This is a genomic window from Pseudarthrobacter sp. TE3704 (assembly GCF_056279405.1).
Genome location: NZ_JBWCCJ010000003.1, coordinates 474,870 through 499,186 on the forward strand (window position 1 = coordinate 474,870; position 24,317 = coordinate 499,186).

The following is a 24,317-nucleotide window of genomic DNA, read 5'->3' on the forward strand; positions in this document are numbered from 1 at the left end:
GGCTGTTCCAAAGCCGGGAGCGGAGGTCAGCGGAGCGGCGATCCCAGCACCCTGAACTGGTTGCCGCCCATCTCACCGGACAGCAGGGGCATGGCTTCGGCGATCGCTGCCCGCACGCTGTCCAGCTGCAGCGAAGCCCGATGCGCTTCCGGCGATTCCCACAGCTCGCATACAAAAACGGTGTCCGGAACGTCGTCATTGATGCCCACTTCGTAGAGCAGGCAACCGGCTTCCTTCAGCCCGGGCATGGGCCGGAGCAGGATGGACACGACGGCGTCGCGCTGGCCGGGCCTGGTTCCGAGGCTTCCCACATTTGCAAAAGTCATACGGACAGTCTGCAGGACGGGTGCGACAGAACGCGCGCCCAACAGGACCGGCGTGGCAGGACCAGGCAGCGGCGCCGGCTCTATTGCCGTTCGCGCTTGGTTCAGCAGCCGCCCCTCCCAACAGATGTCGCACCCCTGTGGTTGGATGGTGTTCTCTTTGGGGATGGAGGCTGACATGGAAGTCTGGACGGGGAACCCCTATCCGTTGGGTGCGACGTACGACGGCAGTGGCACGAACTTCGCATTGTTCAGCGAGGCCGCGACCGCTGTTCACCTCTGCCTGTTCGACGAGGACGGCACTGAACAGCGCATCCGGCTCGAAGCCGTGGATGGCTTCGTATGGCACTGCTACCTTCCCCACGTCCTGCCGGGCCAGCTGTACGGCTACCGTGTGGACGGCCCCTACAATCCGGCGGAGGGCCTCCGCTGCAACCCGAACAAGCTGCTGATGGACCCGTATGCGAAGGCCATGAGCGGCGGCATTACGTGGGGCCAGCCCATGTTCTCCTACAACTTCGGCGATCCCTCGTCCTTCAACGCTGAAGACTCCGCATCCAGCACCATGCGGTCCGTGGTCATCAGCCCCTTCTTCGACTGGCAGCACGACCGCCCGCCGAAAATCCCCTACAACGACACTTTGATTTATGAGGCACACGTCAAAGGCCTGACCATGACCCATCCGGAGGTGCCGGTAAAAGAACGCGGCACCTACGCGGGCATCGCGCACCCGGCGGTGATCGAGCACCTGCAGAAACTTGGCGTCACCGCCATCGAGCTGATGCCCGTTCACCAGTTCGTCCAGGACAGCGTGCTGCAGGACAAAGGCCTCAGCAACTACTGGGGCTACAACACCATCGGCTTCTTCGCCCCGCACGAAAGCTATAGTTCCAGCAGCAGGCCGGGGCAGCAGGTGCAGGAGTTCAAGGCAATGGTCCGCTCCCTGCACGCCGCGGGCATCGAGGTGATCCTCGACGTCGTCTACAACCACACCGCCGAGGGGAACCATCTGGGTCCCACCCTGTCCTTCAAGGGCATCGACAACGAGGCGTATTACCGGCTGGTGGACCACGACAAGCAGCACTACCTGGACTACACGGGCACCGGCAACACCATCAATGTCCGGCACCCGCATGCCCTCCAGCTGCTGATGGACTCGCTGCGGTACTGGGTGCTGGAGATGCATGTGGACGGTTTCCGCTTTGACCTCGCCTCGGCACTGGCGCGGGAGTTTTATGAGGTGGACCGGCTGTCGAGCTTCTTCGACCTGGTCCAGCAGGACCCCGTGGTGTCGCAGGTGAAGCTGATTGCCGAGCCCTGGGACGTCGGCCCGGGCGGCTACCAGGTGGGCAACTTCCCTCCGCTGTGGACGGAGTGGAACGGAAAGTACCGCGACGCCGTCCGCGACTTCTGGCGCGGCGCCCCCGCAACCCTGGGCGAGTTCGCGTCCCGGCTTGCCGGCTCCTCGGACCTCTACGAAAGTTCAGGCCGGCGGCCGGTGGCCTCCATCAACTTCGTCACTGCCCATGACGGCTTCACCCTGCGCGACCTGGTTTCCTACAACGCCAAGCACAACGAGGCCAACGGCGAAAACAACAACGACGGCGAATCCCATAACCGTTCCTGGAACTGCGGCGACGAAGGCCCCACCACTGACCAGGGCATCCTGGCCCTGCGGGCACGGCAGCAGCGCAACCTGCTGGCCACACTTCTCCTCTCGCAGGGTGTCCCCATGGTGCTCCACGGTGACGAACTCGGCCGCACGCAGCAGGGAAACAACAACGCCTACTGCCAGGACTCACCCCTGTCCTGGATCAACTGGGGCACCGCGGACCAGCCCCTGACAGAGTTCCTCGCCGCCGTCACCACCCTCCGCAGGGAGCACCCAACATTCCGCCGCAACAGGTTTTTCCAGGGCAGGCCCGTGCGGCGCAGCCTGGGGCAGCCCCTTCCGGACATCGTCTGGCTCAACACGGATGCGTCCGAGATGGTTCCCGAGGACTGGGGCAACCCCCTCGCCAGGGCCCTCGGAGTGTTCTACAACGGTGAGGCAGTGGGCAAGGACCACCGAGGCCGGGTCATCCACGACCACAACTTCCTGCTCTTCTGCAATTCCGGCGACGACCCCGTGGACTTCACCCTGCCCAGTGCGGAGTACTCGCCCGCCTGGGAGCAACTGATCGACACCGCGGGTGAACATGCGGACCAAGGTTTCCTCGAGGCCAACGGCACCGTGAAACTGGCTGGCAAGTCCCTGCTGGTCCTCCGGGCGTACGCCAAGCCACCGGAGAAACCGGACCACTCCGTGGCGGCCTCCCTTGCCCTGCTGGCAGCACCGGAGACAGGAGGAGTGCGGACGTCCTGAGCGTCAGTCCGCGGCGTTGAGCGCGCCGGCCTGAACCACGACGGCGCCACTCGCCGTCGTGTCTCCGTTCAGCATCCAGCCCACCCGCTTGACCGTCCGCAGCATCACCACGCTCTCCACCAGCTCCATGCCCGGGACCTTTTGCTGCAGGGCGAGTTCTGCCGTCATCACGTCTGCGAGGGACTGCAGCCACATAATGATCACGAAGTTGGTGGGCCCCGTGGTGGAGGCACTCAGCCGGACGTTGCTGATGGTGCGGATGGCAGCAGCCGCCTCCTCATGCCGGCCTGCGGGGACGTTGGCGAACCACTGGCACGTGACCGGGTAGGAAGAGTAGCCCTGGGCAATTTCGCACCGGAACAACAGGATTCCGCTGGCCAGCACCCGGTTGAGCTGCCGCTGCACCGTTGCCGGGTGCCGCCCCAAATCCCGCGCGATCTCGGCCGCGGTTGCCCTGCCGTCCCGGGCCAGGAACGGGAGCAGGTCCAGGTGGCTTTCGGGGAGCTGCCCCGCCACAGCCTGTTTTCCGTCCGATGTGCCCGGCTGACCGAGCGTCCGCAGGGTCGCCAGCTGCGCCCGGCTCAAAATGTTAAGCCGCCACTCATCGGCGCTGGTGTGGAGCCGGGTGCACAGTGCCGTCTGGTACTTGGTGAGCCCTTCGATGGTTTTCAGCTGGGCTATCACCTTGGTGCTGAACTCCTCCAGCGACCTGGTGATCACGGTCAGCATGAGGTCCCGGTTGCTCGCCGCCTCTTCCACGGTGATGATCTCCGGGATGGCGGCCAGCTGGGCAGTGACGCTGTCCCGCAGGTTCATGTCGCAGTCCACGGCCACAAAGGCGAGCAGCATCTGTTGCGGATCACCCGCCAGATGCGCGGTCACCCAGGCCGCGCCGCCGGACTTCAGCCGTTCCCATCGTGCCGCCAGCGTGGTGGCATGGACGCCGAGGACCTTTGCGGCGTCGGCCCAGCCCAGCCTGGGAGAGGTTTGCAGGACCTGGATCAGGGCCAGGTCTTCCTCGCTCAATTCCACGCTTAGTCCCGCTCCTGTTCTGCACGAATCCTGCCTGCAGAATGCAGAGCCTGCATACTTTCTGCGCTTTCACGGATTGTGAACCACACCACTTCACAATAGTCCACAAGCCGGAAAGCCAATGCCAAGGAGTTATTCGTGACGATTACCGCCGACGCCCGCGACCTGCAGGACGACCTCATCCGCCTGCGCCACGACCTGCACCGGCAGCCGGAAATCGGCCTGGAACTTCCCCGCACGCAGGAGCGTGTCCTGCAGGCCTTGGACGGCCTGCCCTTCGAGATCACGCTGGGCAGGGAAACGACGTCGGTCACCGCCGTGCTGCGCGGAGGCACCGGCTCAGCCGCGAATGGAAAAGGGAAGCAGCGGCCGGCGGTGCTCCTCCGTGCGGACATGGACGGCCTTCCGGTCCAGGAGAAGACCGGTGTTGACTACACGTCCAGGACCGACGGCGCCATGCACGCCTGCGGCCACGACCTGCACACATCCATGCTCGCCGGAGCCGCCACCCTCCTGGCCGAGAAACGGCACCAGCTGGTGGGCGACGTCGTCCTGATGTTCCAGCCCGGCGAGGAAGGGTTCGACGGCGCCAGCTACATGCTCCGCGAAGGTGTCCTGGACGCAGCCGGAACCCGGGTCCAGGCTGCCTACGGCATGCATGTGTTCTCCTCGCTCGAGCCGCACGGCACCTTCTGCACCAAACCGGGCGTTATGCTCAGCGCCTCTGACGGACTCGAGGTCACCATCCTCGGCGCCGGGGGCCACGGTTCCGCCCCGCATGCGGCCAAAGATCCGGTGACAGTCGCCGCCGAGATGGTGACCGCCCTGCAGGTGATGGTCACCCGGCAGTTCAACATGTTCGATCCCGTGGTCCTGTCCGTGGGCGTACTCCACGCCGGCACAAAGCGGAACGTTATCCCCGAATCGGCCCGCATCGAGGCCACCGTCCGGACCTTCTCCGAGTCCTCGCGGCTGAAAATGATGGAGGCGGTCCCGCGCCTGCTCAAGGGCATTGCGGCTGCGCACGGAGTTGAGGTCCACGTGGACTACCAGCAGGAGTACCCCCTCACCATCACGGATGAGGACGAAACGCACACGGCGGAGAAGGTCATCTCCACGCTTTTCGGCGAAAGCCGCCTCTCACGCTGGGCCACCCCACTCAGCGGTTCCGAGGACTTCTCCCGGGTGCTGGCAGAGGTCCCCGGCACGTTCGTGGGCCTCAGCGCCGTTGCTCCGGGCGGCGACCCCGCCACCTCCCCTTTCAACCACTCCCCCTACGCCACGTTCGACGACGGCGTGCTGGCTGACGGATCCGCGCTCTACGCCCAGCTCGCCATCACGCGGCTTGCCGCACTTTCAACAGCGTCGTAACCGCCGGCAGCAGCGCCGCTGCCCGGCATCCCACTCCAAGCATCTTCGAACCGACCACCAGGAAGTCATCATGTCCATCACAGCGCACAAGCAGCAGGCTGGACGCACGTCCACCGCGAAGACCATCGTCGGAACAGGCATCGGCAACGCCGTTGAATGGTATGACTGGGCCATCTACGCCACTTTCACGCCGTTCATCGCCAGCCAGCTCTTCAGCAAGGCGGACCCCGCGTCGGCCGTCCTGTCCACCCTGGCGATCTTCGCCGTCGGCTTCGTGGCACGGCCCTTCGGCGGCTTCCTCTTTGGCTGGATCGGCGACCGGGTGGGCCGCAAGACATCCATGACGCTCGCCGTCGGCCTGGCATCGCTGGGCAGCCTCATGATCGGCATCGCACCCACATTCGCCAGCGTCGGCGCCTGGGCCTCGCTCATGCTGCTGGTGGCGCGGCTCGTCCAGGGCCTGGCGCACGGCGGTGAGCTGCCGTCATCCCAGACGTACCTTTCCGAGATGGCTCCCAAGGAGCACCGGGGATTCTGGGCCACGCTGATCTACACCTCGGGAACCGTGGGGATCCTGTTCGGCACACTGCTGGGCGCAGTGCTGAACATGGCGCTGACCACCGAGGCAATGAACGAGTGGGGCTGGCGCATCCCGTTCCTGCTGGGCGCCGCGATGGGCCTCTACGCGCTGATCATGCGGTCGCGGCTGCATGAAACCGAGGCATTCGAGGGCGAAACCACCTCTCAGAAGCGGGCGCCCATCTGGCCGCAGATCGTCCGCCACCGCAAGCAGGCCCTGCAGGTCATCGGGCTGACGGTAGGCCTCACGGTCATCTACTACATCTGGGGCGTGGTGGCACCCAGCTACGCCACCACCGCGCTGAAGATCGACCGCGGCGAAGCTCTGTGGGCCGGCGTAATCGCCAATGTCGTGTTCATCGCCGCGCTGCCGGTGTGGGGCAAGCTCTCAGACCGGATTGGACGCAAGAAGGTGCTGTGGTCCGGCGCGATCGGCTCCGCGGTGATGCACTTCCCCATGACCTGGCTCCTGAAGGACTCGGCCTGGCAGCTGGCCGTAGGCATGTCCGTCATGCTGGTCTTCATCGCCGCGAGCGCCGCTATTGTCCCGGCCGTCTACGCCGAGCTGTTCCCCACGTCCATCCGCACCGTCGGCGTCGGCGTGCCGTACTCCATCTGTGTGGCCGCTTTCGGCGGGACCGCCCCGTACCTGCAGCAGTGGCTGGGGACGACCCTGGGCGCGCCACAGGTGTTCAACGTGTACGCGGTGGTGCTGCTGGCCATCAGCGCAGCGTTTGTCTTCACCATCCCTGAGACGAAGGGCAAGGACCTTACGCACTAGCTCCTTCCCTCAGGCAGCGTCACCATTCGCTGCACACAGGAACGAGGCCAGAACCTTTGCCTCGGTGGGCGTCAGGAAGAGTTCAAAGGGCTTGATCTGGCCAGCGACTTCGAGGGTGAGCCTGAAGCCCTCAGACCCCACGCTGGGGCGGGCAAACCAGTTCTCCAGGATCTGCGGCATGTCCTGGCCTATCAGGATGGAGCACCCCTCCATGTCCCAAGGGGAGCCGGATTCGATCAGTGCCTGGTGTTCACCACAAATGTGGGCCCGGCGATCTCCGTTTGCCGGGTGGCTTCCCGCGGCGAAGGCGGAGCCGGGATTCGTACACCGAAGCACTGAACAAGTAACCATGCACCTGACGGTAGCGAGTGGAGATTGGGGGAATCCTGTATGGTCCACTTGGAATTTCCTTGGAGCCGAACGGCACGACGCTTACTCCTGCTGCAACCGGAAAACTAGAGGGTATTTCCCCCTAAAATGCGGGGTTAAAGAGGGTAGGCGCGGCCCTAGCGCAGCGCCAAAAACCGGGTGCAGGATTGAACGTACCGGATCACAAACACACTCAGACGGATCCGACGTTAAGCCCCCCGCCTCGGACGGGGCCGCTGATTAAAAATGGGACGGGCAGGCTGCGGCCGCCACGCTGATCAACCACGAGTTGTTCAGCCGCGTCGGCCTCGACCTGTCCAAAAATGGTGAATCGCATCCTTACAGGAGCACAAAAATGTCCATCACTCCAACTATGAAAACCCGTTCAACCCGGGCAAAGATCGCCCTGGTTCCGGTCCTTTCATTCGGTCTGCTCGCGGGTGCCGCGGCTGTCGCCGCCCCGGCTGCAGCCCATGACGACCGCGACCGCGACCACCGACACGGCTGTAACGTCCAACCTCTGAAACCGACCGATGCCCGCGGCGATTGGGTGAACTTCCCCGTCAGCGTGAAGTGCGATGACGGAAGAAAGGTCGTCCACATCCAGCAGAAGCGCTATGAAAAGGATCGCGGTCGCGACACAAGGCTGCACGATGGCAACCACGACGCATTCCACATCTATGTGCACCGCGCGGACCGCAAGGAGGTCAAAGACAGGTACGACCAGGTGAGCCGTAGGCTTGACCGCCGTGGCCCGGAAGAGGTTTACCACGAGATCAGGTTCGCTGTGGATAAAGGACATGGCCGGCTTGAGTGGTCCGGATGGGTCAAGAGCGACACATTGAGGGACGTCAACTCGCATCACTAGTGAGTAGAGGACCCGCATATAGGAGCCAGGGGCACAAGCCCCTGGCTCCTTATTTGTGCCACGGTTCGTCTTTGTAACGCGGTTCGTCATTGGCTGGAGGACGCCCAGGAGTTGGAACGCCCCTTGACTCGCTGCCCCACCCTTCCCTACACTTTTCATAAAGCAGAATCTAAATTCCACAAAGCGGAAACCGTCGAAGAGCCGGGGAAGCGCGGGAAGATAGATCAAAGCCCTCCCCGGAAGGACCTACGATGACGTACACAGTGAACTGCTCCATCCTCCTCACGGAGCTGCCCCTGCTTGAGCGCCCGGCAGCCGCAAAGGCAGCGGGTTTTGACGCTGTCGAGTTCTGGTGGCCGTTTGAGTCCTCCGTTCCCGCCGACGCCCAGGTCACCGACTTCGAGAACGCCATCAAGGATGCCGGTGTTCAGCTGACAGGCCTGAACTTCAACGCCGGCAACATGCCCGGAGGTGACCGCGGCCTGGTTTCCTGGAAGGGACGCTGCTCCGAATTCAAGGACAACATCGACGTGGTGGCCGGCATCGGCGAGCGCCTGGGCTGCAAGGCCTTCAACGCCCTCTACGGCAACCGGCAGGACGAATTCAGCCCCGAAGAGCAGGATGAGCTGGCCGCCAGGAACCTGGCAGCTGCAGCAGAAGGCGTCGCCCGCATCGGCGGCACCGTCCTCCTCGAACCTGTCAGCGGCGCACCCAAGTATCCGCTCCTCACCGCTGACGACGCACTCAAGGTCATCGCGCGCGTCAAGGCCGAGTCAGGCGCCACCAACATCAAGCTCCTTGCCGACTTCTACCACCTGGCAGTCAACGGCGACGACGTCGAGTCCGTCATCGAAAACCACGCCAAGGACTTCGGCCACATCCAGATCGCCGACAACCCCGGCCGCGGCGCACCCGGCACCGGAGAGCTTCCCCTCGGCGAGTGGATCGCCCGCAGCCGCGAACTCGGCTACGACGGCTACATCGGCCTCGAATACAAGGAACCGCAGGAAACGGCCTTCAGCTGGGCAATCCGCCAGCGCGTCAGCCAGTAACCGGTCCCTACCGCCACCACCCACAGACTTCAGAAAAGAGAACCATCATGAGCAACGTTGCAGTCATCGGACTCGGAATCATGGGCCTGCCCATGGCCATCAACCTGGTCAAGGCCGGCCACACCGTCACCGGCTTCAACCGCAGCCAGGACAAGATCGACAAGCTGGTCTCCGAAGGCGGCAAGGGCGCCACCAGCATCGCCGACGCCGTGAAGGACGCCGACGTCGTCATCACCATGGTCCCGGACTCCCCCGACGTTGAGGGCGTCGTCACCGGCGAAGAAGGCGTCTTCGCCAACGCCAAGAAAGGCACGCTCTGGATCGATGCCTCCAGCATCCGCCCCGACGTCGCCAAGCGGCTCAGCGACGACGCCCGCGAAGCCGGCATCCGCCCCCTCGACGCACCGGTCTCCGGCGGCGAACAGGGCGCCATCGACGCCGTCCTCTCCATCATGGTGGGCGGCGAGAAGGAAGACTTCGACGCAGCGTCGGACGTCCTGAACGCCGTCGGCAAAACCATCGTCCACGTCGGCCCCTCCGGCTCCGGCCAGACCGTCAAGGCAGCCAACCAGCTGATCGTCGCCGTCAACATCCAGGTCCTCGGCGAGGCCATCGCCTTCCTCGAGGCCTACGGTGTGGATACCGACGCCGCCCTCAAGGTCCTCGGCGGCGGCCTGGCCGGTTCCAAGGTCCTGGACCAGAAGGGCCAGAAGATGCTTGACCGCAACTTCGACCCCGGCTTCCGTCTCGCCCTGCACCATAAGGACCTGGGCATCGTCACTTCCGCCGCCCGCGAAGCCAACGTCGCTGTCCCCCTCGGCGCCGTCGTCGCACAGCTCGTCGCCGCCACCGTCAACCAGGGCGACGGCGCACTGGACCACTCCGGACTCTTCAAGCAGGTCCTGCAGCTCTCCGGCCGCGAGTAGGTTTCGGCAGGCTCAACCACCAGCCCCCTTCCAAAATGGGGCACATTGACACGGACACGCCGGCCGCCGTCGTAAATCACGACGCCGACTCCCCCAAAGTGCCCCGCGACGGCTCGCCGGGCTACTTCAGCACACCCAAAAACAGGTTTCGACGGGCTCAACCACCGGGCCCAACCAAAAGCTTTCAAGGAGCACACCATGAGCAAGATGCGTACCGTTGATGCAGCGGTTGCCATCCTGGAAAAGGAAGGCGCCATCGAGGCGTTCGGCCTGCCAGGCGCGGCAATCAACCCCTTCTACTCCGCCATGCGGGAACACGGCGGCATCCGCCACACGCTGGCCCGCCACGTAGAAGGCGCCAGCCACATGGCCGACGGCTTCAGCCGCGCCAAGGACGGCAACATCGGCATCTGCATCGGCACCTCCGGCCCCGCCGGCACCGACATGATCACCGGCCTCTACGCCGCATGGGCAGATTCCATCCCCATGCTCTGCATCACCGGCCAGGCCCCGGTTGCCAAGCTGCACAAGGAAGACTTCCAGGCCGTGGACATCGAGTCCATCGCCAAGCCCGTCACCAAGATGGCCATGACCATCCTGGAGCCCGGCCAGGTTCCCGGCGCCTTCCAGAAGGCGTTCCAGCTGATGCGTTCCGGCCGCCCCGGCCCCGTGCTCCTGGACCTGCCCATCGACGTGCAGCTGGCCGAGATCGAATTCGACATCGACACCTACGAGCCGCTGCCCATCGAAAAGCCCAAGGCCTCCCGCAAGCAGCTGGAAAAGGCCCTGGACATGCTGACCGCAGCCCAGCACCCGCTGATCGTGGCCGGAGGCGGCATCATCAACGCCGGCGCCTCCGAGCAGCTGGTGGAACTGGCCGAGATCCTCAACGTTCCGGTGATCCCCACCCTGATGGGCTGGGGCACCATCCCGGACGACCACCAGCTCATGGCCGGCATGGTGGGCCTGCAGACCTCGCACCGCTACGGCAACGAGAACTACCTGCAGAGCGACTTCGTGATCGGCATCGGCAACCGCTGGGCCAACCGCCACACCGGCGGCCTGGAGACCTACACGGCAGGCCGGAAGTTCGTGCACATCGACATCGAGCCCACGCAGATCGGCCGCGTGTTCTCGCCGGACCTGGGCATCGCGTCCGACGCCGGTGCGGCGCTGGCCGGGCTGGTTGAGCTCGCCAGGGAGCGCAGGGCGGCAGGGTCCCTGCCGGACTACACCCCCTGGGTTGCCGAATGCCAGGACCGCAAGGCCTCCCGGCACCGCAAGACCCACTTCGAGAACATCCCCATCAAGCCGCAGCGCGTGTACGAGGAGATGAACAAGTCCTTCGGCCGCGACACCATCTACGTGTCCACCATCGGCCTGTCCCAGATCGCCGGCGCGCAGATGCTGCACGTGTTCGGCCCGCGGAAGTGGATCAACGCCGGCCAAGCCGGCCCCCTGGGCTGGACCGCCCCGGCAGCGCTCGGTGTTGTGCGCGGCAAGCCGGACGACACCGTGGTTGCCCTCTCCGGCGACTACGACTTCCAGTTCATGATCGAGGAACTGGCCGTGGGTGCCCAGTTCAACCTGCCGTACATCCACGTGGTGGTGAACAACTCCTACCTGGGCCTGATCCGCCAGTCGCAGCGCGGCTTCAAGATGGAGCAGAACGTGTCCCTGGCGTTCGAAAACGTCAACAGCGCGGACCTGTCCGAAACCGCACGCGGGTACGGCGTGGACCACCTGAAGGTGGCAGAGGGCCTGGGCTGCAAGGCCGTGCGCGTGGAGGACCCCAACGACCTCGCTGCCGCGTTCGACAAGGCCAAGGCGCTGATGGGCGAGTTCCAGGTTCCCGTGGTGGTTGAAGTGATCCTGGAAAAGATCACCAACATCTCCATGGGTGTGGAAATCAACGCCGTGAACGAGTTCGAGGAACTGGCCGAGACCGCCGCGGACTCCCCCACTGCCATCCTGGCCCTGCAGGCCTAGACCAGAAAAGACAGCACTGCCATGCGCATCGTCATTGCCCCGGACAAGTTCAAGGGATCGCTCTCCGCCCCGGACGTCTGCACGCACCTGGAAAAGGGACTGCAGCGGGGAGCCGGCGGCAACCTTGACGTCGTCCGGATTCCGGTGGCCGACGGCGGCGAGGGTACCCTCGACGCCGCCGTCGGCTCCGGCTTCACCCGCCGCACGGCAACGGTGGGCGGCCCCACCGGCCAGCCGGTGCGCGCGGACTTCGCCGTCCGGGACCACGAGGCCGTCATCGAATTGGCCACCGCCTCCGGACTGGCGCTGGTGCCGCAGGTGGCGGGCGGCGGGAAGCCAACCTCCGCGGATGCCACGACGGCCAGCAGCCTGGGCACCGGCCAGCTGATCCGCGCGGCCCTGGACGCCGGCTGCCGCCGGATCGTGTTGGGGGTGGGCGGCAGTGCCAATACCGACGGCGGTGCGGGGCTCCTGCAGGGGCTCGGCGCACGGTTCCTGGACGCAAGGAACAACGAACTGCCGCCCGGCGGTGCTGCGCTGGCAAACCTGCACAGCATCGACTTCACCCACTTTGAACCCCGCCTGGTGGACACACGCTTTGTGCTGGCGTCCGACGTCGACAATCCCCTGCTGGGCGCCCAGGGCGCCGCGGCGGTTTTCGGCCCGCAGAAGGGCGCCACACAACAGGACGTCGGCATGCTCGACGCCGCCCTGGCCAGGTTTGTCGAAGTCCTGGCCAGGGAAATCGGATTCCGCGCCGTCAAGGCAGCGGAGGCTCCCGGCGCGGGGGCGGCCGGCGGGGTTGGCTTCGCAGCCATCGCCGCCCTGGCCGCCACCCGGCGCCCGGGAATCGACGTTGTCCTCGGATTCACGGGACTCGCCGAACGCCTGGCCGGAGCCGACCTGGTGATTACCGGGGAAGGCAGCCTGGACGAGCAGAGCCTGCTGGGCAAGACCCCCATGGGTGTGGCCCGGGCAGCCGCCGCGCAGGGCGTCCCGGTCATCGCCGTCTGCGGCCGTACCACGCTGGCGGAAGAGCAGGCGGTCGCCGCCGGGTTCGAGGAGATTTACTCTTTGACAGAGCTCGAAAGCAATGTAGACAGGTGCATAGCAGAGGCCGGACAGCTTCTGGAGCAGCTGGGCACCCAGATCAGCGGGAGGTTGGCGGCCGAAAGGCCCGCCCGCACCGCAAGTACCAAGGAGGACCTCCATGTCTGAAGACCGTTACGACCTGGTCATCCGGGGCCGGCGCATCATGACCACCGCCGGAATCGCCCCGCGTGAGGTGGGCGTCCGCGGCGGCAAGATCGTTGCGCTCGAGCCGCTGGGCAACGGCCTGGCCGGCACCGAAATCATCGAACTCGCCGACGACGAAACCCTGCTTCCCGGCCTGGTGGACACCCACGTCCACGTCAACGAGCCCGGCCGCACCGAGTGGGAGGGCTTCGCCTCCGCCACCCGCGCCGCCGCAGCGGGCGGCGTCACCACCATCATCGACATGCCGCTGAACTCCGTGCCGCCCACCACCACGGTGGAGAACCTCAAACTCAAGCGCGAGGTTGCCGAGGACCAGGCGTTCATCGACGTCGGGTTCTGGGGCGGGGCCATCCCCGGCAACAAGGCCGACCTGCGCCCCCTGCACGACGACGGCGTGTTCGGCTTCAAGTGCTTCCTGCTGCACTCGGGCGTGGACGAGTTCCCGCACCTGGACGCGGACGAGATGGAGGAGGACATGGCCGAGCTGAAGTCCTTCGATTCCCTCATGATCGTCCACGCCGAGGACTCGCACGCCATCGACCGCGCACCCCACCCCGGCGGCGACCACTACGGGACGTTCCTGGCCTCCCGCCCCCGCGGCGCCGAGAACAAAGCCATCGCCGAGGTCATCGAACGGGCCCGCTGGACCGGTGCGCGTGCGCACATCCTGCACCTGTCGTCGTCGGACGCGCTGCCCATGATCGCCTCCGCAAAGCGCGACGGCGTCAAGCTCACCGTGGAGACGTGCCCGCACTACCTGACGCTGATGGCTGAGGAAATCCCCGACGGCGCCACCGCCTACAAGTGCTGCCCGCCCATCCGCGAGGCCTCCAACCGGGAGCTGCTGTGGCAGGGCCTGCAGGACGGCACCATCGACTGCATCGTTTCGGACCACTCCCCCTCCACTCTGGACCTGAAGGACCTGGAAAACGGTGACTTCGCCGTGGCCTGGGGCGGGGTCTCCTCGCTGCAGCTGGGCCTGTCCCTGATCTGGAGCGAAGCCCGGCACCGGGGCATCCCGCTGGAGCAGGTTGTCAGCTGGATGGCGGAGAAGCCCGCCAACCTGGCCCGGCTCACCAACAAGGGCCAGCTGGCGCTGGGCTACGACGCCGATTTCGCCGTGTTCGCACCGGACGAGGCCTTCGTGGTGGACGTGTCCAAGCTCAAGCACAAGAACCCCATCACCCCCTATGACGGCAAGGCCCTCTCCGGAGTGGTCCGCAAGACGTTCCTGCGCGGTGCCGTGGTGGACGGCCAGACCCCCACGGGCAAGCTGATCCGCCGCGGCGGAGTGTAAGGACGCGCCATGGCAGTGGAAGTCCACCATCCGCGGACGGCTCACCGTCCGCGGGTGGTCCAGCCCAAAGCTGCCGCCCGCGGCCTCGCCGTGTGGGTGGTTCCGGAGGAGGGCACCAGCCCGGAACTCCTCGCCCGCGCCGCCCAACTGGTCCTTGCCAGGGCCCTGCAGACTGCTCCGGAGGCGGAAGTCCATTGGCCTGCTGCCGGAGCTCCCACGTCCGGGGTCTCCGCCACGGCGGAAGGAGCCGCAGACGACTCCTCTCAGCCTTCCACCGCAGCGGAGAACCCCGGCGGCGCCTCTCCTGGCGCACAAACGGACGACGACGGCGGCACCCGGCTGCCGCCGTCGGCCGGCCCCGTCAGCCGCATGGCCGTGGACCTGGCCGCCGATACCGTCCTCCTGGACGGCAGGCCGGTGCCGCTCACCGGCGTCGAATTCAAGGTGCTCCGCTACCTGGTGACGCACCTGTCCCGCACCGTGGGCCGGGAGGAGCTGCAGGAGTTCCTGGACTCGTTCGAAACCCCCGGCGCCTCGGCTCGATCCATTGATGTTTACGTGGGCCGGATCCGGCGGAAACTGGGCAATGCGCGCCATGCTGTGGCCACTGTCCGCGGCGGCGGATACCAGTTTGTGCCGGGAAAATCGGCAACAGTTCGCGGCCCGGCGGAATACTGCATATGACGCCGGAGTTGTATGACTGAGCGGGAAGCCGCTTCACTTGATGTCTTGCCAGTAATGACAAACCCTTCCAAAGGAACGCCATGAGCCACACCCTGACCACCAAGCTTCAGCCCGGAACCCAGGCCCCTGACTTCACCCTCCAGGACGCCCAGGGCCGCCAGACTGCCTTGGCCGACTACCGTGGCAAAAATGTCATCGTGTACTTCTACCCCAAGGCCGCCACCCCCGGCTGCACCACCGAGGCCTGCGACTTCCGCGACAGCCTGGCCTCCCTGCAGGGCAAGGGCTACGAGGTCATCGGCATCTCCCCGGATGCCCCGGAGGCCCTGGCCGGCTTCACCGGCGACTTCTCCCTGACCTTCCCGCTGCTCTCCGACGAGGACCACGCGGTTGCTCTGGCCTACGGCGCCTGGGGCGAGAAGCTGGTCAACGGCGAGATCGTTGAGGGCATCGTCCGCTCCACCGTGGTGGTGGACCCGGACGGCAATGTCACCCTGGCCCAGTACCAGGTCCAGGCCGACGGCCACGTCGCAGCCCTGAAGGAAGCCCTGGGAATCTAAACTTCCCCGTCCTTCCCACCAGGACGCTCTCTCACGTCCTGCGTGTTTTTTCAGGACGCTCTCTCACGTCCTGCGCGTTTTTTGCTAACGCCCCTGCAGATCCTGCAGGGGCGTTAGACGTTTTCGGGGCAAAGCCGGAGCTGCCAGGCCGGTATGACCGGGCACAATGGCAATATCGCCCTGCAGCTGCTTCACCAAGGAGGACCCGGGTGGCCAAGAAAGAACTGGACCGCAGCCAGTTTGTCCTGGAGTTCGAGGACACGTTTGAGGGACCGGACCTGGACAGCAGCAAGTGGATCCCGCGCTACCTCCCGCAGTGGAGCAACTCCGCAAGCGCCCGCGCCAGGTACCGTTTCACCTCCGGCGGGCTGGTGTTGATGATCGAGGAGGACCAGGCTCCGTGGTCCCCTGAACACAACGGGGGACTGCGCGTTTCCAACCTCCAGACAGGCGCTTTTTCCGGGCCGCTGGGAAGCACCGAAGGCCAGCACCACTTCACCCCCGGCCTCAGGGTCACCGAGGCCCAGGCAGAGGAGCGGCTGTACACCCCGCACTACGGGCTCATCGAGGCCCGCGTTGCCGCCATCGCCGACCCCGCCTGCATGGTTGCCCTGTGGATGATCGGCTTCGAAGACATCCCGGAAAACTCCGCCGAGATCTGCATCTTCGAGATCTTCGGCTCGGACATCGTTGCAGGCACTGCAAAAGTCGGGATGGGCGTGCATCCCTTCGGGGACCCCTGCATCCAGGACGATTTCCGTAAAATTAAGGTGGCTGCGGACGTCACCGAATTCCACACCTACAGCGCTGACTGGACGCCGGACGGTGTCGATTTTTATGTTGATGACCAGTTTGCGGCCGCGGTGGAACAGTCGCCGGACTACCCGATGCAGCTCATGCTCAACGTCTACGAGTTTGAAGGCGCATCCGCTCCGGCGTCCACGTATCCGAAGGACTTCCTGGTGGACTGGGTCCGCGGTTACCGCCGGGAACCGAATCCCGTTGCCGCTTCCCCGGCCCAATGACAGGATGGCCGCATGGTCATCGAGGTCCGTCCGGCCACCAGTTTCGAGGACGTCCGCGCGATCGTTGGGCCCAAACGGCCCGACGCGAACGTCTGCTGGTGCCTGAGCTACCGCATCCCTTCCAAGCAGAACCAGGCGCTGCACGGAACTGAGCGCGGGAAGCTGGTAAAGCAGTTGGTGGCGGAGGATCCGCCACCGGGTGTGTTGGCGTACGACGGCGGCGAGCCAGTGGGGTGGGCAGCGGTCCACCCGCGTGCGGACACAAGTTTCGCCACGAACCGCCGTATCCCGCACGTTGACGATCTGGACGTGTGGTCAGTGTGGTGCATCCGGGTCCGGCCCGGCCACCGCGGCAAGGGCATTTCGCATGCATTGTTGGCAGGGGCGGTGGAGCTGGCCCGCTCGTACCGGGCGCCCGCCGTCGAAGGCTATCCGGTGGACAACGGCGGGAAGAAAGTGGACCTCACCATGGCCTATGTTGGCACCCGCAAACTCTTCGAGGACGCAGGCTTTACCAAGGCCGCGGAAACGGACTCGGTGCTGAACGGCTTTCCGCGGGTACTGATGCGGCTTTCGCTGCTGTGAGATGGCGTCCGGGCCGGCCGCAGGTGCAGCCGGCCCGGACATACTATCCAGTGCCTAGGGGTCAGCCCAGGTCGAAGCGGTCCAGCTCCATAACCTTCACCCAGGCCGCCACGAAGTCGTTAACGAACTTCTCCCCGGCGTCCTCACTCGCGTAGACCTCTGCGAGGGCCCGGAGCTGCGAGTTGGACCCGAAGACCAGGTCCACCGGGGTGGCCGTCCACTTCAGCTCGCCAGTGGAGACGTCGGTGATCTCGTAGACGTTCTCCTCGCCCTCCGAGGCCTTCCATTTGGTCCCCGGCGAGAGCAGGTTGACGAAGAAGTCGTTCGTCAGGACCTGCGGCCTGTCGGTGAGGACGCCGTGGCTGGAACCGCCCACGTTGGTGCCGAGGGCGCGCATGCCGCCGACGAGCACCGTCATTTCCGGTGCCGACAGGTCCAGCATGAACGCCTTGTCCAGCAGGAGGGTCTCCGGCTGGAGCTTCTCGCCGGGGCGCACGTAGTTGCGGAACCCGTCCGCGCGCGGCTTCAGGTACTGGAACGAGTCGACGTCGGTCTGGTCCTGGGAGGCGTCGGTGCGGCCGGGCCGGAACGGCACGGTGACGGCAAACCCGGCGTCCCTCGCCGCCTTCTCTACCGCTGCGCAGCCACCGAGCACAATAAGGTCCGCCAGCGAAACCTTCTTGCCCCCGGCCTGGCCCGAGTTGAACTCCTGCTGCACCGCCTCGATCTTTTGCAGCGTGGTGGCCAGCTGCTCCGGTTCGTTGACTTCCCAGCCGCGCTGGGGTTCCAGCCGGATCCGGGCACCGTTGGCGCCGCCGCGCTTGTCGGTCTTGCGGAAGGTGGAGGCCGCGGCCCACGCCGTGCCGGCGAGCTGCGGGACGGTCAGGCCGGAGTCCAGGAGCCGTGCCTTCAGCGAGGCGATGTCCTCCTCGCCGACCAGCTCGTGGTCAACGTTCGGGACCGGGTCCTGCCAGAGCTGGGCCTCCGGGACCCACGGTCCGAGCATGTGCGGGCCGACGGGTCCCATGTCGCGGTGCAGCAGTTTGTACCAGGCCTTGGCGAAGGCGAGCTGGAACTCGTCGGGGTTCTTCAGGAAGCGCCGCCCGATTTCCTCGTAGACCGGGTCGAAGCGCAGCGACAGGTCGGTGGTCAGCATGGTGGGCCGGTGCTTTTTCGCGGGGTCGTGCGCGTCCGGGATGATCTCCGGGGCATCCTTGGCCACCCACTGGTGGGCTCCGGCCGGGCTCTTGACCAGTTCCCACTCGTACTCGAACAGGATCTCCAGGAAGCGGTTGCTCCACTGGGTGGGCAGGTCCGTCCAGGTGACCTCCAGGCCGGAGGTGATCGTATCGCCGCCCTTTCCGCTGCCGTAGGTGCTGAGCCAGCCCAGCCCCTGCGTCTCGAGATTGGCAGCCTCCGGCTCGGGACCCACATGCGCGTCGGCCTCAGCGGCGCCGTGGGTCTTGCCGAACGTGTGTCCGCCGGCAATCAGCGCGAAGGTCTCTTCGTCGTTCATCGCCATCCGCTTGAACGTCTCGCGGATAAACGCTGCGGCGAGTTTGGGATCCGGGTTGCCCATCGGACCCTCGGGGTTGACGTAGATCAGGCCCATCTCCGTGGAGCCCACGTCCTCTGCCATCTGGCCTTCGCCGATGTAGCGTTCGTCGCCGAGCCAGGCGTCCTCCGGGCCCCAGAAAATTTCCTCGGGCTCCCACACGTCCTCGCGGCCGAAGGCGAAGCCGAAGGTCTTGAAACCCATGGATTCGAGGGCCACGTTGCCCGCGAGGACCAGAAGGTCTGCCCAGGAGAGCTTTTGGCCGTACTTCTGCTTCACCGGCCACAGGAGCCGGCGGGCTTTGTCCAGGTTGGCGTTGTCCGGCCAGCTGTTGAGCGGCGCGAACCGCTGGCTGCCGTCCCCGGCACCGCCGCGGCCATCGTGGACGCGGTAGGTGCCGGCGGCATGCCAGCTCATCCGGATCATCAGGCCGCCGTAGTGGCCGAAGTCCGCCGGCCACCAGTCCTGGGAGGTGGTCAGGACCTGGATGATGTCCTGCTTGAGGGCCTCGACGTCGAGCTTCTGGAATTCCTCGCGGTAGCTGAAAGTGGAGCCGAGCGGGTTGCCGGCCGGGTTGTGCGCGTGGAGCACGGAGAGGTCGAGCTGGTTCGGCCACCAGTCGGCGACGGTCCGCGGCCGGTGAGCCTTGGGTTGCGGCGAATCGATAGCCGGATTTTCGCTCTCGCTGCCGTGCGAGGTCACGCTGTCATGGGCAACCGGGCAGCCACCCTCAACCTTGCTGTCCAGGCCCTGGGCGCTTCCCGGGGTAGGGACCGGGGGGTGGTCCTGACGATCGGTCATGTGCTTCCTTCCATATGGCCGAGGCCGTGGTCGGACTCGGGCAGCCGGTTCAACCCTCCTATTTGACCATGAGCGGAAGCCACAGCGAGAGTCCAGTTGGGCATGGAAAACGATCGCTTGCCCGGTGCACTGCCGGGACCAGGAATCACGGGGAGGGTGTTATGGTTTCTTCCACCATTTGCCGGGCCAGTCTTCATCGATCGCCCACAACGCCAGGAGCAGCGCGTCAACTGTCATTAGGCCGGCAATAAGGTACGCCCAACCTGTCCACCAACCCATGGCAATCTCCTGACTGTATCCCCCAGCCACTCGATTGCTCCTAAGTGTTGCACTTAAAGCGCCGGGACGGAACGGCCCCCGGCCGCAGTCCTGAAAAGTGCCTCAAGCCGGTAATGTGCCTCAGTTTCCAGCTTCAGGCGGCGGGTCAGTTTCTCCACCTGCTGGGACATTTCCGCCCCCACCGGGAGCCGGTCCCCGGGCCAGTTCCAGACGTCCCGGGATTCAGCCAGCGCCTCGGCCAGTGCTTGGGCGGCGGCCCGGACCTTCCGGGAGTGCAGGTAGAGGCGCAGCAGCGCTTTGGCCTTGCCCGCGCCGGCCGCCAGTACCTCCCGCACTATGAGGTCGAGTCCGACGGCGGGCCTCGCGGCTGCGTGCTCCATCGGAACTTCGGGCTTCGCGGCTGCATCCACCGGGGACACTTCGGGCGCGGCCCCGTCCCCCGCGGACGCATCCGGCCTCGCAGCGGCGAGCGCCACTTTGTGGTTCCTGAATTTGTGGTGTGCCATAGCCGCCTTGCCTTCCCCAAGCCGTCCAGCCCGCGGGCGGGTCGCCTTTGACCCGCCCGCGGAGACTGCTGCCTGGCTACGAGTGTCCCGGCCCTTGCTCAATGTCCGGGCAAGTGCATCCCAAGATTTGCGAAAGATCCCTGCAGGGTTCCCCGCACCCGGGTCGAACCCGGGAATGGGAGGCTTCCGGCGTATACGAAGGCTGCTTCGCACTTTGTACGCGTGTGACATGCCGCAGGACGGTTAATACTGTAGAAAGTAGGAATGGTCTCTCCCCCCGAACTCCGCCGCGCCGTCGTGATCGAGGACGATCCGGACATCCGGGGGCTGCTGGTCCGTGTCCTGACGAAGCAGGGTTTCGAGGTAACCCACGCGGCTGCTGGCCTGGTGGGAGTGGAGGAAGTCCGCCGCAGCCAGCCGGACCTGGTGACACTGGACCTGAACCTGCCGGACCTGGACGGCCTGGAAGTGTGCAAGCTGCTCCGCGAGTTCTCTGATGCCTTCATCGTGATGCTGACAGCCCGCGCCGATGAGCTGGACAAGCTCACCGGCCTGGACAACGGCGCGGACGAATACATCAGCAAGCCGTTCAGCCCGCGCGAACTCCAGTCGCGGATCAACGCCCTGTTCCGGCGCCGGCCCTCCGCCGCGGCGGACTCCGCGGCCCGCAGTGAGCTGGAGCGTGCCACCGAAGTCCAGCAGAGCCTGCTGCCCAAGGAAGACATCCGCGTGGAAGGCTACGACGTTGCCGGCGTCTTCCGCCCGTCCCGCAGCGTGGGCGGCGACTTCTACGACTGGTACCAGACCCCCGAAGGACTCCACCTCACCTTCGCCGACGCCATGGGCAAGGGCATGGGTGCTGCGCTGATCGCCGCAACGGTCCGGGCCGTCATGCGGTCCACCGGGCACCGGCAGGACCTTGACGGGGCCTTCGCCTCCGCCAGCAAGGCCATCGCCACGGACCTCGATTCATCCAACTCGTTCGTCACCCTGTTCCACGCCCGCCTTGACGCTGCGTCAGGGAACGTCAGCTATGTCGACGCCGGACACGGGCTTGCGCTGCACGTCCAGTCCGGCGGGACCGCACACCGCCTCCCCTCCGGCGGCCCGCCCGTCGGCGCCTGGGCAGGAACGCAGTGGCCGCAATCCGGCCTGGAACTTGCCCCCGGGGACTCCCTGGTGGTGGTCAGCGACGGCGTGCTGGACGTCTTCGACTCCGTGGAAGACTTCACCACGGCTGTCCAGCAGGCAACGCAGGGCAACGACTCCGCGCAGGCAGCCAGCAGTGCCATCATGGCCCTCGCCCCGGCCGAGACCGCCGAGGACGATGTCACGGTGGTGGTGGTCCGCCGGCTGCCGCAGGAGGTGGGTGCATGACCCGCTTCTGGACGCGGCTGGTGGTGGTGCTGACCGTCCTCACCGGCCTCAACTACATTGCCTGGCGCTGGGCGGCCTCCCTGAACTGGGACGCCTGGTGGATCGCGCTGCCGCTGGTGATCGCCGAAACCTACAGCCTCATCGACGTGATGCTTTTCGGCATGACGGTCTGGAAACTGAAGATCCGCAAGGGTGCCCCGCCGCCTCCCGCGGACGCCACCGTGGACGTCTTCATCACCACATACAACGAAGACCTGGACATGGTGATGACCACCGCGCTGGCCGCCCAGAAAATCCGGCACCCGCACAGCACCTGGATCCTGGACGACGGCGCCCGCCCCGAGCTCAAGGCCCTTGCCGAAGAGCACGGGCTGGGCTACGTCACGCGCAGCGGGGACTGGACCCCGGACCTCCCCCGGCACGCCAAGGCCGGCAACCTCAACAACGCACTGATGCAGACGGACGGGGAGTTCCTCCTGATCCTGGACGCGGACCAGATCCCCGAGCCGGACATCCTGGAAAAGACCCTCGGCTACTTCAACAACCGCCGGGTGGCCCTGGTCCAGACGCCCCAGTACTTCAGCAACGTTCCCGCCGATGATCCGCTCGGCAGCCAGGCGCCCCTGTTCTACGGCCCCATCCAGCAGGGCAAGGACGGCTGGAACGCCGCTTTCTTCTGCGGCTCCAACGCCATCCTGCGCCGCGAAGCCCTGATGCAGCTCGGCCTGGTGGGCTATGTCAAGGAAACCGAGAAGAGCATCCGCCGCGCACTGGCGGCCTCCCGCTCGGCCATCAGGCAGGCCCGAAAGTCCGCCGACGTGGAAACACCCTTGGTGGCCGAGGTGCTGGACGAAGTGGAGGCAGCCACCCGCGAAGCCCAGCAGGAACTCGAGGCCGGCCAGCCGCTGGGCGAAATCACCTACCGGGTCCGCCGCCGCGTGGACGCCGCCGTCCAGACCCTGGTGCTGGCCGATGTGGAGGCGCTGCAGTCCGACCTGGAGGAAATCGCCGCCATGGAACTCGCCCATGTGGGCGAATCGGGCGTGCCCGTGGTGGCGGACGACGCCGTCCAGCGGATGTCCCGCCGCGACTGGTCTCCGCTGGGCGCCCTGGAATCCGTCCAGGCCGTCCTGGACGCGCTCTCCGTGGAACGCAACGACGAAGCCCAGCCGGTGATGCCGCTGGCCACCATCTCCGTCACGGAGGACATGGCAACCGCCATGCGCATGCACGCCATGGGCTGGCAGAGCGTCTACCACCACGAGGTCCTCGCCTACGGCCTGGCCCCGGAGGACCTGAAGACCATGCTCACCCAGCGGCTGCGCTGGGCACAGGGAACCATCCAGGTGCTGCTCCGGGAAAACCCGCTGGTGCAGAAGGGCCTCAAGCTCGGCCAGCGGCTGATGTACTTCGCCACCATGTGGACGTACCTGAGCGGCTATGCGGCGGTCATCTACTTCGCGGCCCCCATCATCTACCTCCTGCTGGGCATCCTGCCGGTCACCAGCCTCAGCTGGGACTTCTTCGTCCGGTTCATCCCGTTCATGGTGGTCAACCAGATCCTGTTCGCCGTCGCCGGCCGCGGCATCCCCACGTGGCGCGGCCAGCAGTACAGCCTGGCGCTGTTCCCCACCTGGATCAAGGCGTGTTCGACGGCGGCACGGAACGTGTGGTTCGGCCGTCCCCTCGGGTTCGCCGTCACCCCCAAAGCCCGCCAAAGCGGCGGACCCAGCTGGAGCCTCATCCAGCCCCAGATCGTGGTGTCAGTCCTGCTTGCCGTGGCCGCCGTCGTCGGCATCATCCGCCTGGCCACCGGACTGGCGGAACCGCTGGGCACCCTGGTCAATGTGGCCTGGGTCATTTTCGACCTGGTGGTCATGAGCATCCTGGTCCGGGCCGTGCTCTACAAGGGCTACGAACCGGCCGCAGAACCTACAAACACAGAGAGGAATCCCGATGGAGTTTAGCTATGAGGTCAAGGACTCATATGCGGAGGTCAAGGCGGACGGGCGGCTCAACATGGTCTCCGCGCCCAAGCTGCGCGAGTTTGTGACCGACGTGATCGCCGGCGGGTCGAACCGGATCGTGGTGAACCTGGAGAACACCGCATTCATGGATTCCTCGGGGCTCGGCGCGCTGATCGGCTGCCTCAAGGCGGCCCGCCAGGCAGGCGGCGACCTCCGCATCGCGGCCGTCCAGCCGCAGGTCAAGATGGTCCTGCAGCTCACCAGCATGGACAAGGTGCTGACCGCCTATGCCTCAGCCGCCGAGGCGTTCAGCAATGACTGAGGTCCTCGCCTCGCGCAGCTACCGGGGACTGGCTGCGGAGGACGCCATCGAATCAGTCCACAACGACCTGGACAGCCTCTGGCTGGACGTCCCGTTCGTCGGGGACATGGACCAGATGACGTTCACGACGGCGGTGATCGAGTCCGCGTCCAACATCGTCCAGCACGCGGAGCCGGCCGGGCAGGACCCCGTGGAGCTGGGCGTGGACATCGAAGTCCGGCCCACCGTGCTGCAGGCCCGCGTCAGCGCGTACCACGCCAAGCCACCGTTCGGCCTGATGGAACCCGGGGCGCCCGGCGAGGATGCTGAGTCCGGCCGCGGACTGGCGCTCATTGAGGCGCTGGTCACTACCGTCACGTTCGAGCGGCAGGACGGCACCAACACCTGGGTACTGTTGCGGACCTCGTCCCGGGACTAGGAATGTGGGCGCCGGCCCGGGCAGCACCC

Annotated in this window: 22 protein-coding genes; 17 read left to right on the forward strand and 5 right to left on the reverse strand. The window is 66.0% G+C overall.

Translation table 11 applies throughout. From position 1 onward, the window contains the following. Nucleotides 1–26: 26 nt before the first annotated feature. Complete coding sequence (locus ACZ9BC_RS09940; protein ID WP_476245791.1) at nucleotides 27–326, reverse strand: putative quinol monooxygenase; 300 nt, start codon at nucleotides 324–326, stop codon at nucleotides 27–29. Nucleotides 327–501: 175 nt separating this feature from the next. On the opposite strand from ACZ9BC_RS09940, the gene glgX reads away from it, so the two are divergent. Beyond that, nucleotides 502–2,688 carry a glycogen debranching protein GlgX gene (gene glgX, locus ACZ9BC_RS09945; protein WP_476245792.1) on the forward strand — a complete coding sequence of 729 codons (2,187 nt, stop codon included), beginning with the start codon at nucleotides 502–504 and terminating at the stop codon, nucleotides 2,686–2,688. Between the two features lie 3 nt (nucleotides 2,689–2,691). On the opposite strand, the gene ACZ9BC_RS09950 is transcribed toward glgX, so the two are convergent. Then, the gene (locus ACZ9BC_RS09950) at nucleotides 2,692–3,720 is read right to left on the reverse strand and encodes an Lrp/AsnC family transcriptional regulator (RefSeq protein ID WP_476245793.1); all 1,029 of its coding nucleotides are present in this window, start codon (nucleotides 3,718–3,720) and stop codon (nucleotides 2,692–2,694) included. A 138-nt stretch (nucleotides 3,721–3,858) separates the two neighbouring features. Between ACZ9BC_RS09950 and ACZ9BC_RS09955 the strand changes: the two genes are divergently transcribed. Together ACZ9BC_RS09955 and ACZ9BC_RS09960 are read left to right on the forward strand one after the other, a co-directional pair. Continuing rightward, entirely contained in the window at nucleotides 3,859–5,091 is a 1,233-nt protein-coding gene (locus tag ACZ9BC_RS09955; protein WP_476245794.1) for a M20 metallopeptidase family protein, read from the forward strand. 70 nt (nucleotides 5,092–5,161) lie between these two features. Next, nucleotides 5,162–6,451 (forward strand): MFS transporter, encoded by a 1,290-nt coding sequence (locus ACZ9BC_RS09960; RefSeq protein WP_079595219.1) that lies wholly within the window; start codon nucleotides 5,162–5,164, stop codon nucleotides 6,449–6,451. A gap of 9 nt (nucleotides 6,452–6,460) precedes the next feature. On the opposite strand, the gene ACZ9BC_RS09965 is transcribed toward ACZ9BC_RS09960, so the two are convergent. Continuing rightward, on the reverse strand, nucleotides 6,461–6,802 hold the full coding sequence (locus ACZ9BC_RS09965; protein WP_476245795.1) for a hypothetical protein: 342 nt from the start codon (nucleotides 6,800–6,802) through the stop codon (nucleotides 6,461–6,463). Nucleotides 6,803–7,175: 373 nt separating this feature from the next. On the opposite strand from ACZ9BC_RS09965, the gene ACZ9BC_RS09970 reads away from it, so the two are divergent. The 10 genes from ACZ9BC_RS09970 (at nucleotide 7,176) to ACZ9BC_RS10015 (ending at nucleotide 17,063) form a co-directional block, all read left to right on the forward strand. After that, on the forward strand, nucleotides 7,176–7,688 hold the full coding sequence (locus ACZ9BC_RS09970; RefSeq protein ID WP_476245796.1) for a hypothetical protein: 513 nt from the start codon (nucleotides 7,176–7,178) through the stop codon (nucleotides 7,686–7,688). Nucleotides 7,689–7,939: 251 nt separating this feature from the next. Next, nucleotides 7,940–8,740 (forward strand): hydroxypyruvate isomerase family protein, encoded by an 801-nt coding sequence (locus tag ACZ9BC_RS09975; RefSeq protein WP_476245797.1) that lies wholly within the window; start codon nucleotides 7,940–7,942, stop codon nucleotides 8,738–8,740. Next, nucleotides 8,710–9,666 (forward strand): 2-hydroxy-3-oxopropionate reductase, encoded by a 957-nt coding sequence (locus ACZ9BC_RS09980; RefSeq protein WP_476245988.1) that lies wholly within the window; start codon nucleotides 8,710–8,712, stop codon nucleotides 9,664–9,666. The genes ACZ9BC_RS09975 and ACZ9BC_RS09980 overlap by 31 nt, the downstream gene beginning before the upstream one ends. Before the next feature lie 198 nt (nucleotides 9,667–9,864). Next, a complete protein-coding gene (gene gcl / locus ACZ9BC_RS09985; protein ID WP_476245798.1) occupies nucleotides 9,865–11,655 on the forward strand; it encodes a glyoxylate carboligase in 1,791 nt (596 codons plus the stop codon). Nucleotides 11,656–11,676: 21 nt separating this feature from the next. Then, on the forward strand, nucleotides 11,677–12,873 hold the full coding sequence (locus ACZ9BC_RS09990; protein WP_476245799.1) for a glycerate kinase: 1,197 nt from the start codon (nucleotides 11,677–11,679) through the stop codon (nucleotides 12,871–12,873). Beyond that, entirely contained in the window at nucleotides 12,866–14,209 is a 1,344-nt protein-coding gene (allB, locus tag ACZ9BC_RS09995) for an allantoinase AllB (RefSeq protein ID WP_476245800.1), read from the forward strand. Before ACZ9BC_RS09990 ends, allB begins: the two co-directional genes overlap by 8 nt. 9 nt (nucleotides 14,210–14,218) lie before the next feature. After that, nucleotides 14,219–14,893: a winged helix-turn-helix domain-containing protein gene (locus ACZ9BC_RS10000; protein ID WP_476245801.1), complete on the forward strand. Its 675-nt coding sequence runs from the start codon at nucleotides 14,219–14,221 to the stop codon at nucleotides 14,891–14,893. 80 nt (nucleotides 14,894–14,973) lie between these two features. After that, nucleotides 14,974–15,453 carry a thioredoxin-dependent thiol peroxidase gene (gene bcp / locus ACZ9BC_RS10005; RefSeq protein WP_115523679.1) on the forward strand — a complete coding sequence of 160 codons (480 nt, stop codon included), beginning with the start codon at nucleotides 14,974–14,976 and terminating at the stop codon, nucleotides 15,451–15,453. 209 nt (nucleotides 15,454–15,662) lie between these two features. Further along, entirely contained in the window at nucleotides 15,663–16,478 is an 816-nt protein-coding gene (locus tag ACZ9BC_RS10010; RefSeq protein ID WP_476245802.1) for a glycoside hydrolase family 16 protein, read from the forward strand. Nucleotides 16,479–16,490: 12 nt separating this feature from the next. Continuing rightward, nucleotides 16,491–17,063, forward strand: coding sequence for a GNAT family N-acetyltransferase (locus tag ACZ9BC_RS10015; protein WP_476245803.1), 573 nt, complete (start codon nucleotides 16,491–16,493; stop codon nucleotides 17,061–17,063). 61 nt (nucleotides 17,064–17,124) lie between these two features. Here the strand turns inward: ACZ9BC_RS10015 and katG are convergent, their stop codons facing one another. Both katG and ACZ9BC_RS10025 read right to left on the reverse strand, forming a co-directional pair. Further along, a complete protein-coding gene (katG, locus tag ACZ9BC_RS10020; RefSeq protein ID WP_476245804.1) occupies nucleotides 17,125–19,419 on the reverse strand; it encodes a catalase/peroxidase HPI in 2,295 nt (764 codons plus the stop codon). A gap of 332 nt (nucleotides 19,420–19,751) precedes the next feature. Next, on the reverse strand, nucleotides 19,752–20,204 hold the full coding sequence (locus tag ACZ9BC_RS10025; RefSeq protein WP_476245805.1) for a hypothetical protein: 453 nt from the start codon (nucleotides 20,202–20,204) through the stop codon (nucleotides 19,752–19,754). Nucleotides 20,205–20,468: 264 nt separating this feature from the next. Between ACZ9BC_RS10025 and ACZ9BC_RS10030 the strand changes: the two genes are divergently transcribed. Genes ACZ9BC_RS10030 through ACZ9BC_RS10045 form a run of 4 tightly spaced genes read left to right on the forward strand, consistent with a single transcriptional unit; the run spans nucleotide 20,469 to nucleotide 24,288 of the window. Beyond that, nucleotides 20,469–21,581, forward strand: coding sequence for a PP2C family protein-serine/threonine phosphatase (locus ACZ9BC_RS10030; protein ID WP_476245806.1), 1,113 nt, complete (start codon nucleotides 20,469–20,471; stop codon nucleotides 21,579–21,581). Next, nucleotides 21,578–23,548: a glycosyltransferase family 2 protein gene (locus ACZ9BC_RS10035; protein WP_476245807.1), complete on the forward strand. Its 1,971-nt coding sequence runs from the start codon at nucleotides 21,578–21,580 to the stop codon at nucleotides 23,546–23,548. Before ACZ9BC_RS10030 ends, ACZ9BC_RS10035 begins: the two co-directional genes overlap by 4 nt. Next, nucleotides 23,538–23,870, forward strand: coding sequence for an STAS domain-containing protein (locus tag ACZ9BC_RS10040; protein ID WP_079595233.1), 333 nt, complete (start codon nucleotides 23,538–23,540; stop codon nucleotides 23,868–23,870). Before ACZ9BC_RS10035 ends, ACZ9BC_RS10040 begins: the two co-directional genes overlap by 11 nt. After that, nucleotides 23,863–24,288, forward strand: a complete 426-nt coding sequence (locus ACZ9BC_RS10045) for an ATP-binding protein (RefSeq protein ID WP_476245808.1) — start codon at nucleotides 23,863–23,865, stop codon at nucleotides 24,286–24,288. Before ACZ9BC_RS10040 ends, ACZ9BC_RS10045 begins: the two co-directional genes overlap by 8 nt. The last annotated feature ends 29 nt before the right edge of the window (nucleotides 24,289–24,317 follow it).

What these genes read in the sequence shown, in the direction of transcription:
- ACZ9BC_RS09940 (WP_476245791.1), bottom strand. Translation starts at nt 326, where the DNA reads ATGACTTTTGCAAATGTGGGAAGCCTCGGAACCAGGCCCGGCCAGCGC.
- glgX (WP_476245792.1), top strand. Translation starts at nt 502, where the DNA reads ATGGAAGTCTGGACGGGGAACCCCTATCCGTTGGGTGCGACGTACGAC.
- ACZ9BC_RS09960 (WP_079595219.1), top strand. Translation starts at nt 5,162, where the DNA reads ATGTCCATCACAGCGCACAAGCAGCAGGCTGGACGCACGTCCACCGCG.
- ACZ9BC_RS09965 (WP_476245795.1), bottom strand. Translation starts at nt 6,802, where the DNA reads ATGGTTACTTGTTCAGTGCTTCGGTGTACGAATCCCGGCTCCGCCTTC.
- ACZ9BC_RS09970 (WP_476245796.1), top strand. Translation starts at nt 7,176, where the DNA reads ATGTCCATCACTCCAACTATGAAAACCCGTTCAACCCGGGCAAAGATC.
- ACZ9BC_RS09975 (WP_476245797.1), top strand. Translation starts at nt 7,940, where the DNA reads ATGACGTACACAGTGAACTGCTCCATCCTCCTCACGGAGCTGCCCCTG.
- gcl (WP_476245798.1), top strand. Translation starts at nt 9,865, where the DNA reads ATGAGCAAGATGCGTACCGTTGATGCAGCGGTTGCCATCCTGGAAAAG.
- ACZ9BC_RS09990 (WP_476245799.1), top strand. Translation starts at nt 11,677, where the DNA reads ATGCGCATCGTCATTGCCCCGGACAAGTTCAAGGGATCGCTCTCCGCC.
- allB (WP_476245800.1), top strand. Translation starts at nt 12,866, where the DNA reads ATGTCTGAAGACCGTTACGACCTGGTCATCCGGGGCCGGCGCATCATG.
- ACZ9BC_RS10000 (WP_476245801.1), top strand. Translation starts at nt 14,219, where the DNA reads ATGGCAGTGGAAGTCCACCATCCGCGGACGGCTCACCGTCCGCGGGTG.
- bcp (WP_115523679.1), top strand. Translation starts at nt 14,974, where the DNA reads ATGAGCCACACCCTGACCACCAAGCTTCAGCCCGGAACCCAGGCCCCT.
- ACZ9BC_RS10015 (WP_476245803.1), top strand. Translation starts at nt 16,491, where the DNA reads ATGGTCATCGAGGTCCGTCCGGCCACCAGTTTCGAGGACGTCCGCGCG.
- katG (WP_476245804.1), bottom strand. Translation starts at nt 19,419, where the DNA reads ATGACCGATCGTCAGGACCACCCCCCGGTCCCTACCCCGGGAAGCGCC.
- ACZ9BC_RS10025 (WP_476245805.1), bottom strand. Translation starts at nt 20,204, where the DNA reads ATGGCACACCACAAATTCAGGAACCACAAAGTGGCGCTCGCCGCTGCG.
- ACZ9BC_RS10030 (WP_476245806.1), top strand. Translation starts at nt 20,469, where the DNA reads ATGGTCTCTCCCCCCGAACTCCGCCGCGCCGTCGTGATCGAGGACGAT.
- ACZ9BC_RS10035 (WP_476245807.1), top strand. Translation starts at nt 21,578, where the DNA reads ATGACCCGCTTCTGGACGCGGCTGGTGGTGGTGCTGACCGTCCTCACC.
- ACZ9BC_RS10040 (WP_079595233.1), top strand. Translation starts at nt 23,538, where the DNA reads ATGGAGTTTAGCTATGAGGTCAAGGACTCATATGCGGAGGTCAAGGCG.
- ACZ9BC_RS10045 (WP_476245808.1), top strand. Translation starts at nt 23,863, where the DNA reads ATGACTGAGGTCCTCGCCTCGCGCAGCTACCGGGGACTGGCTGCGGAG.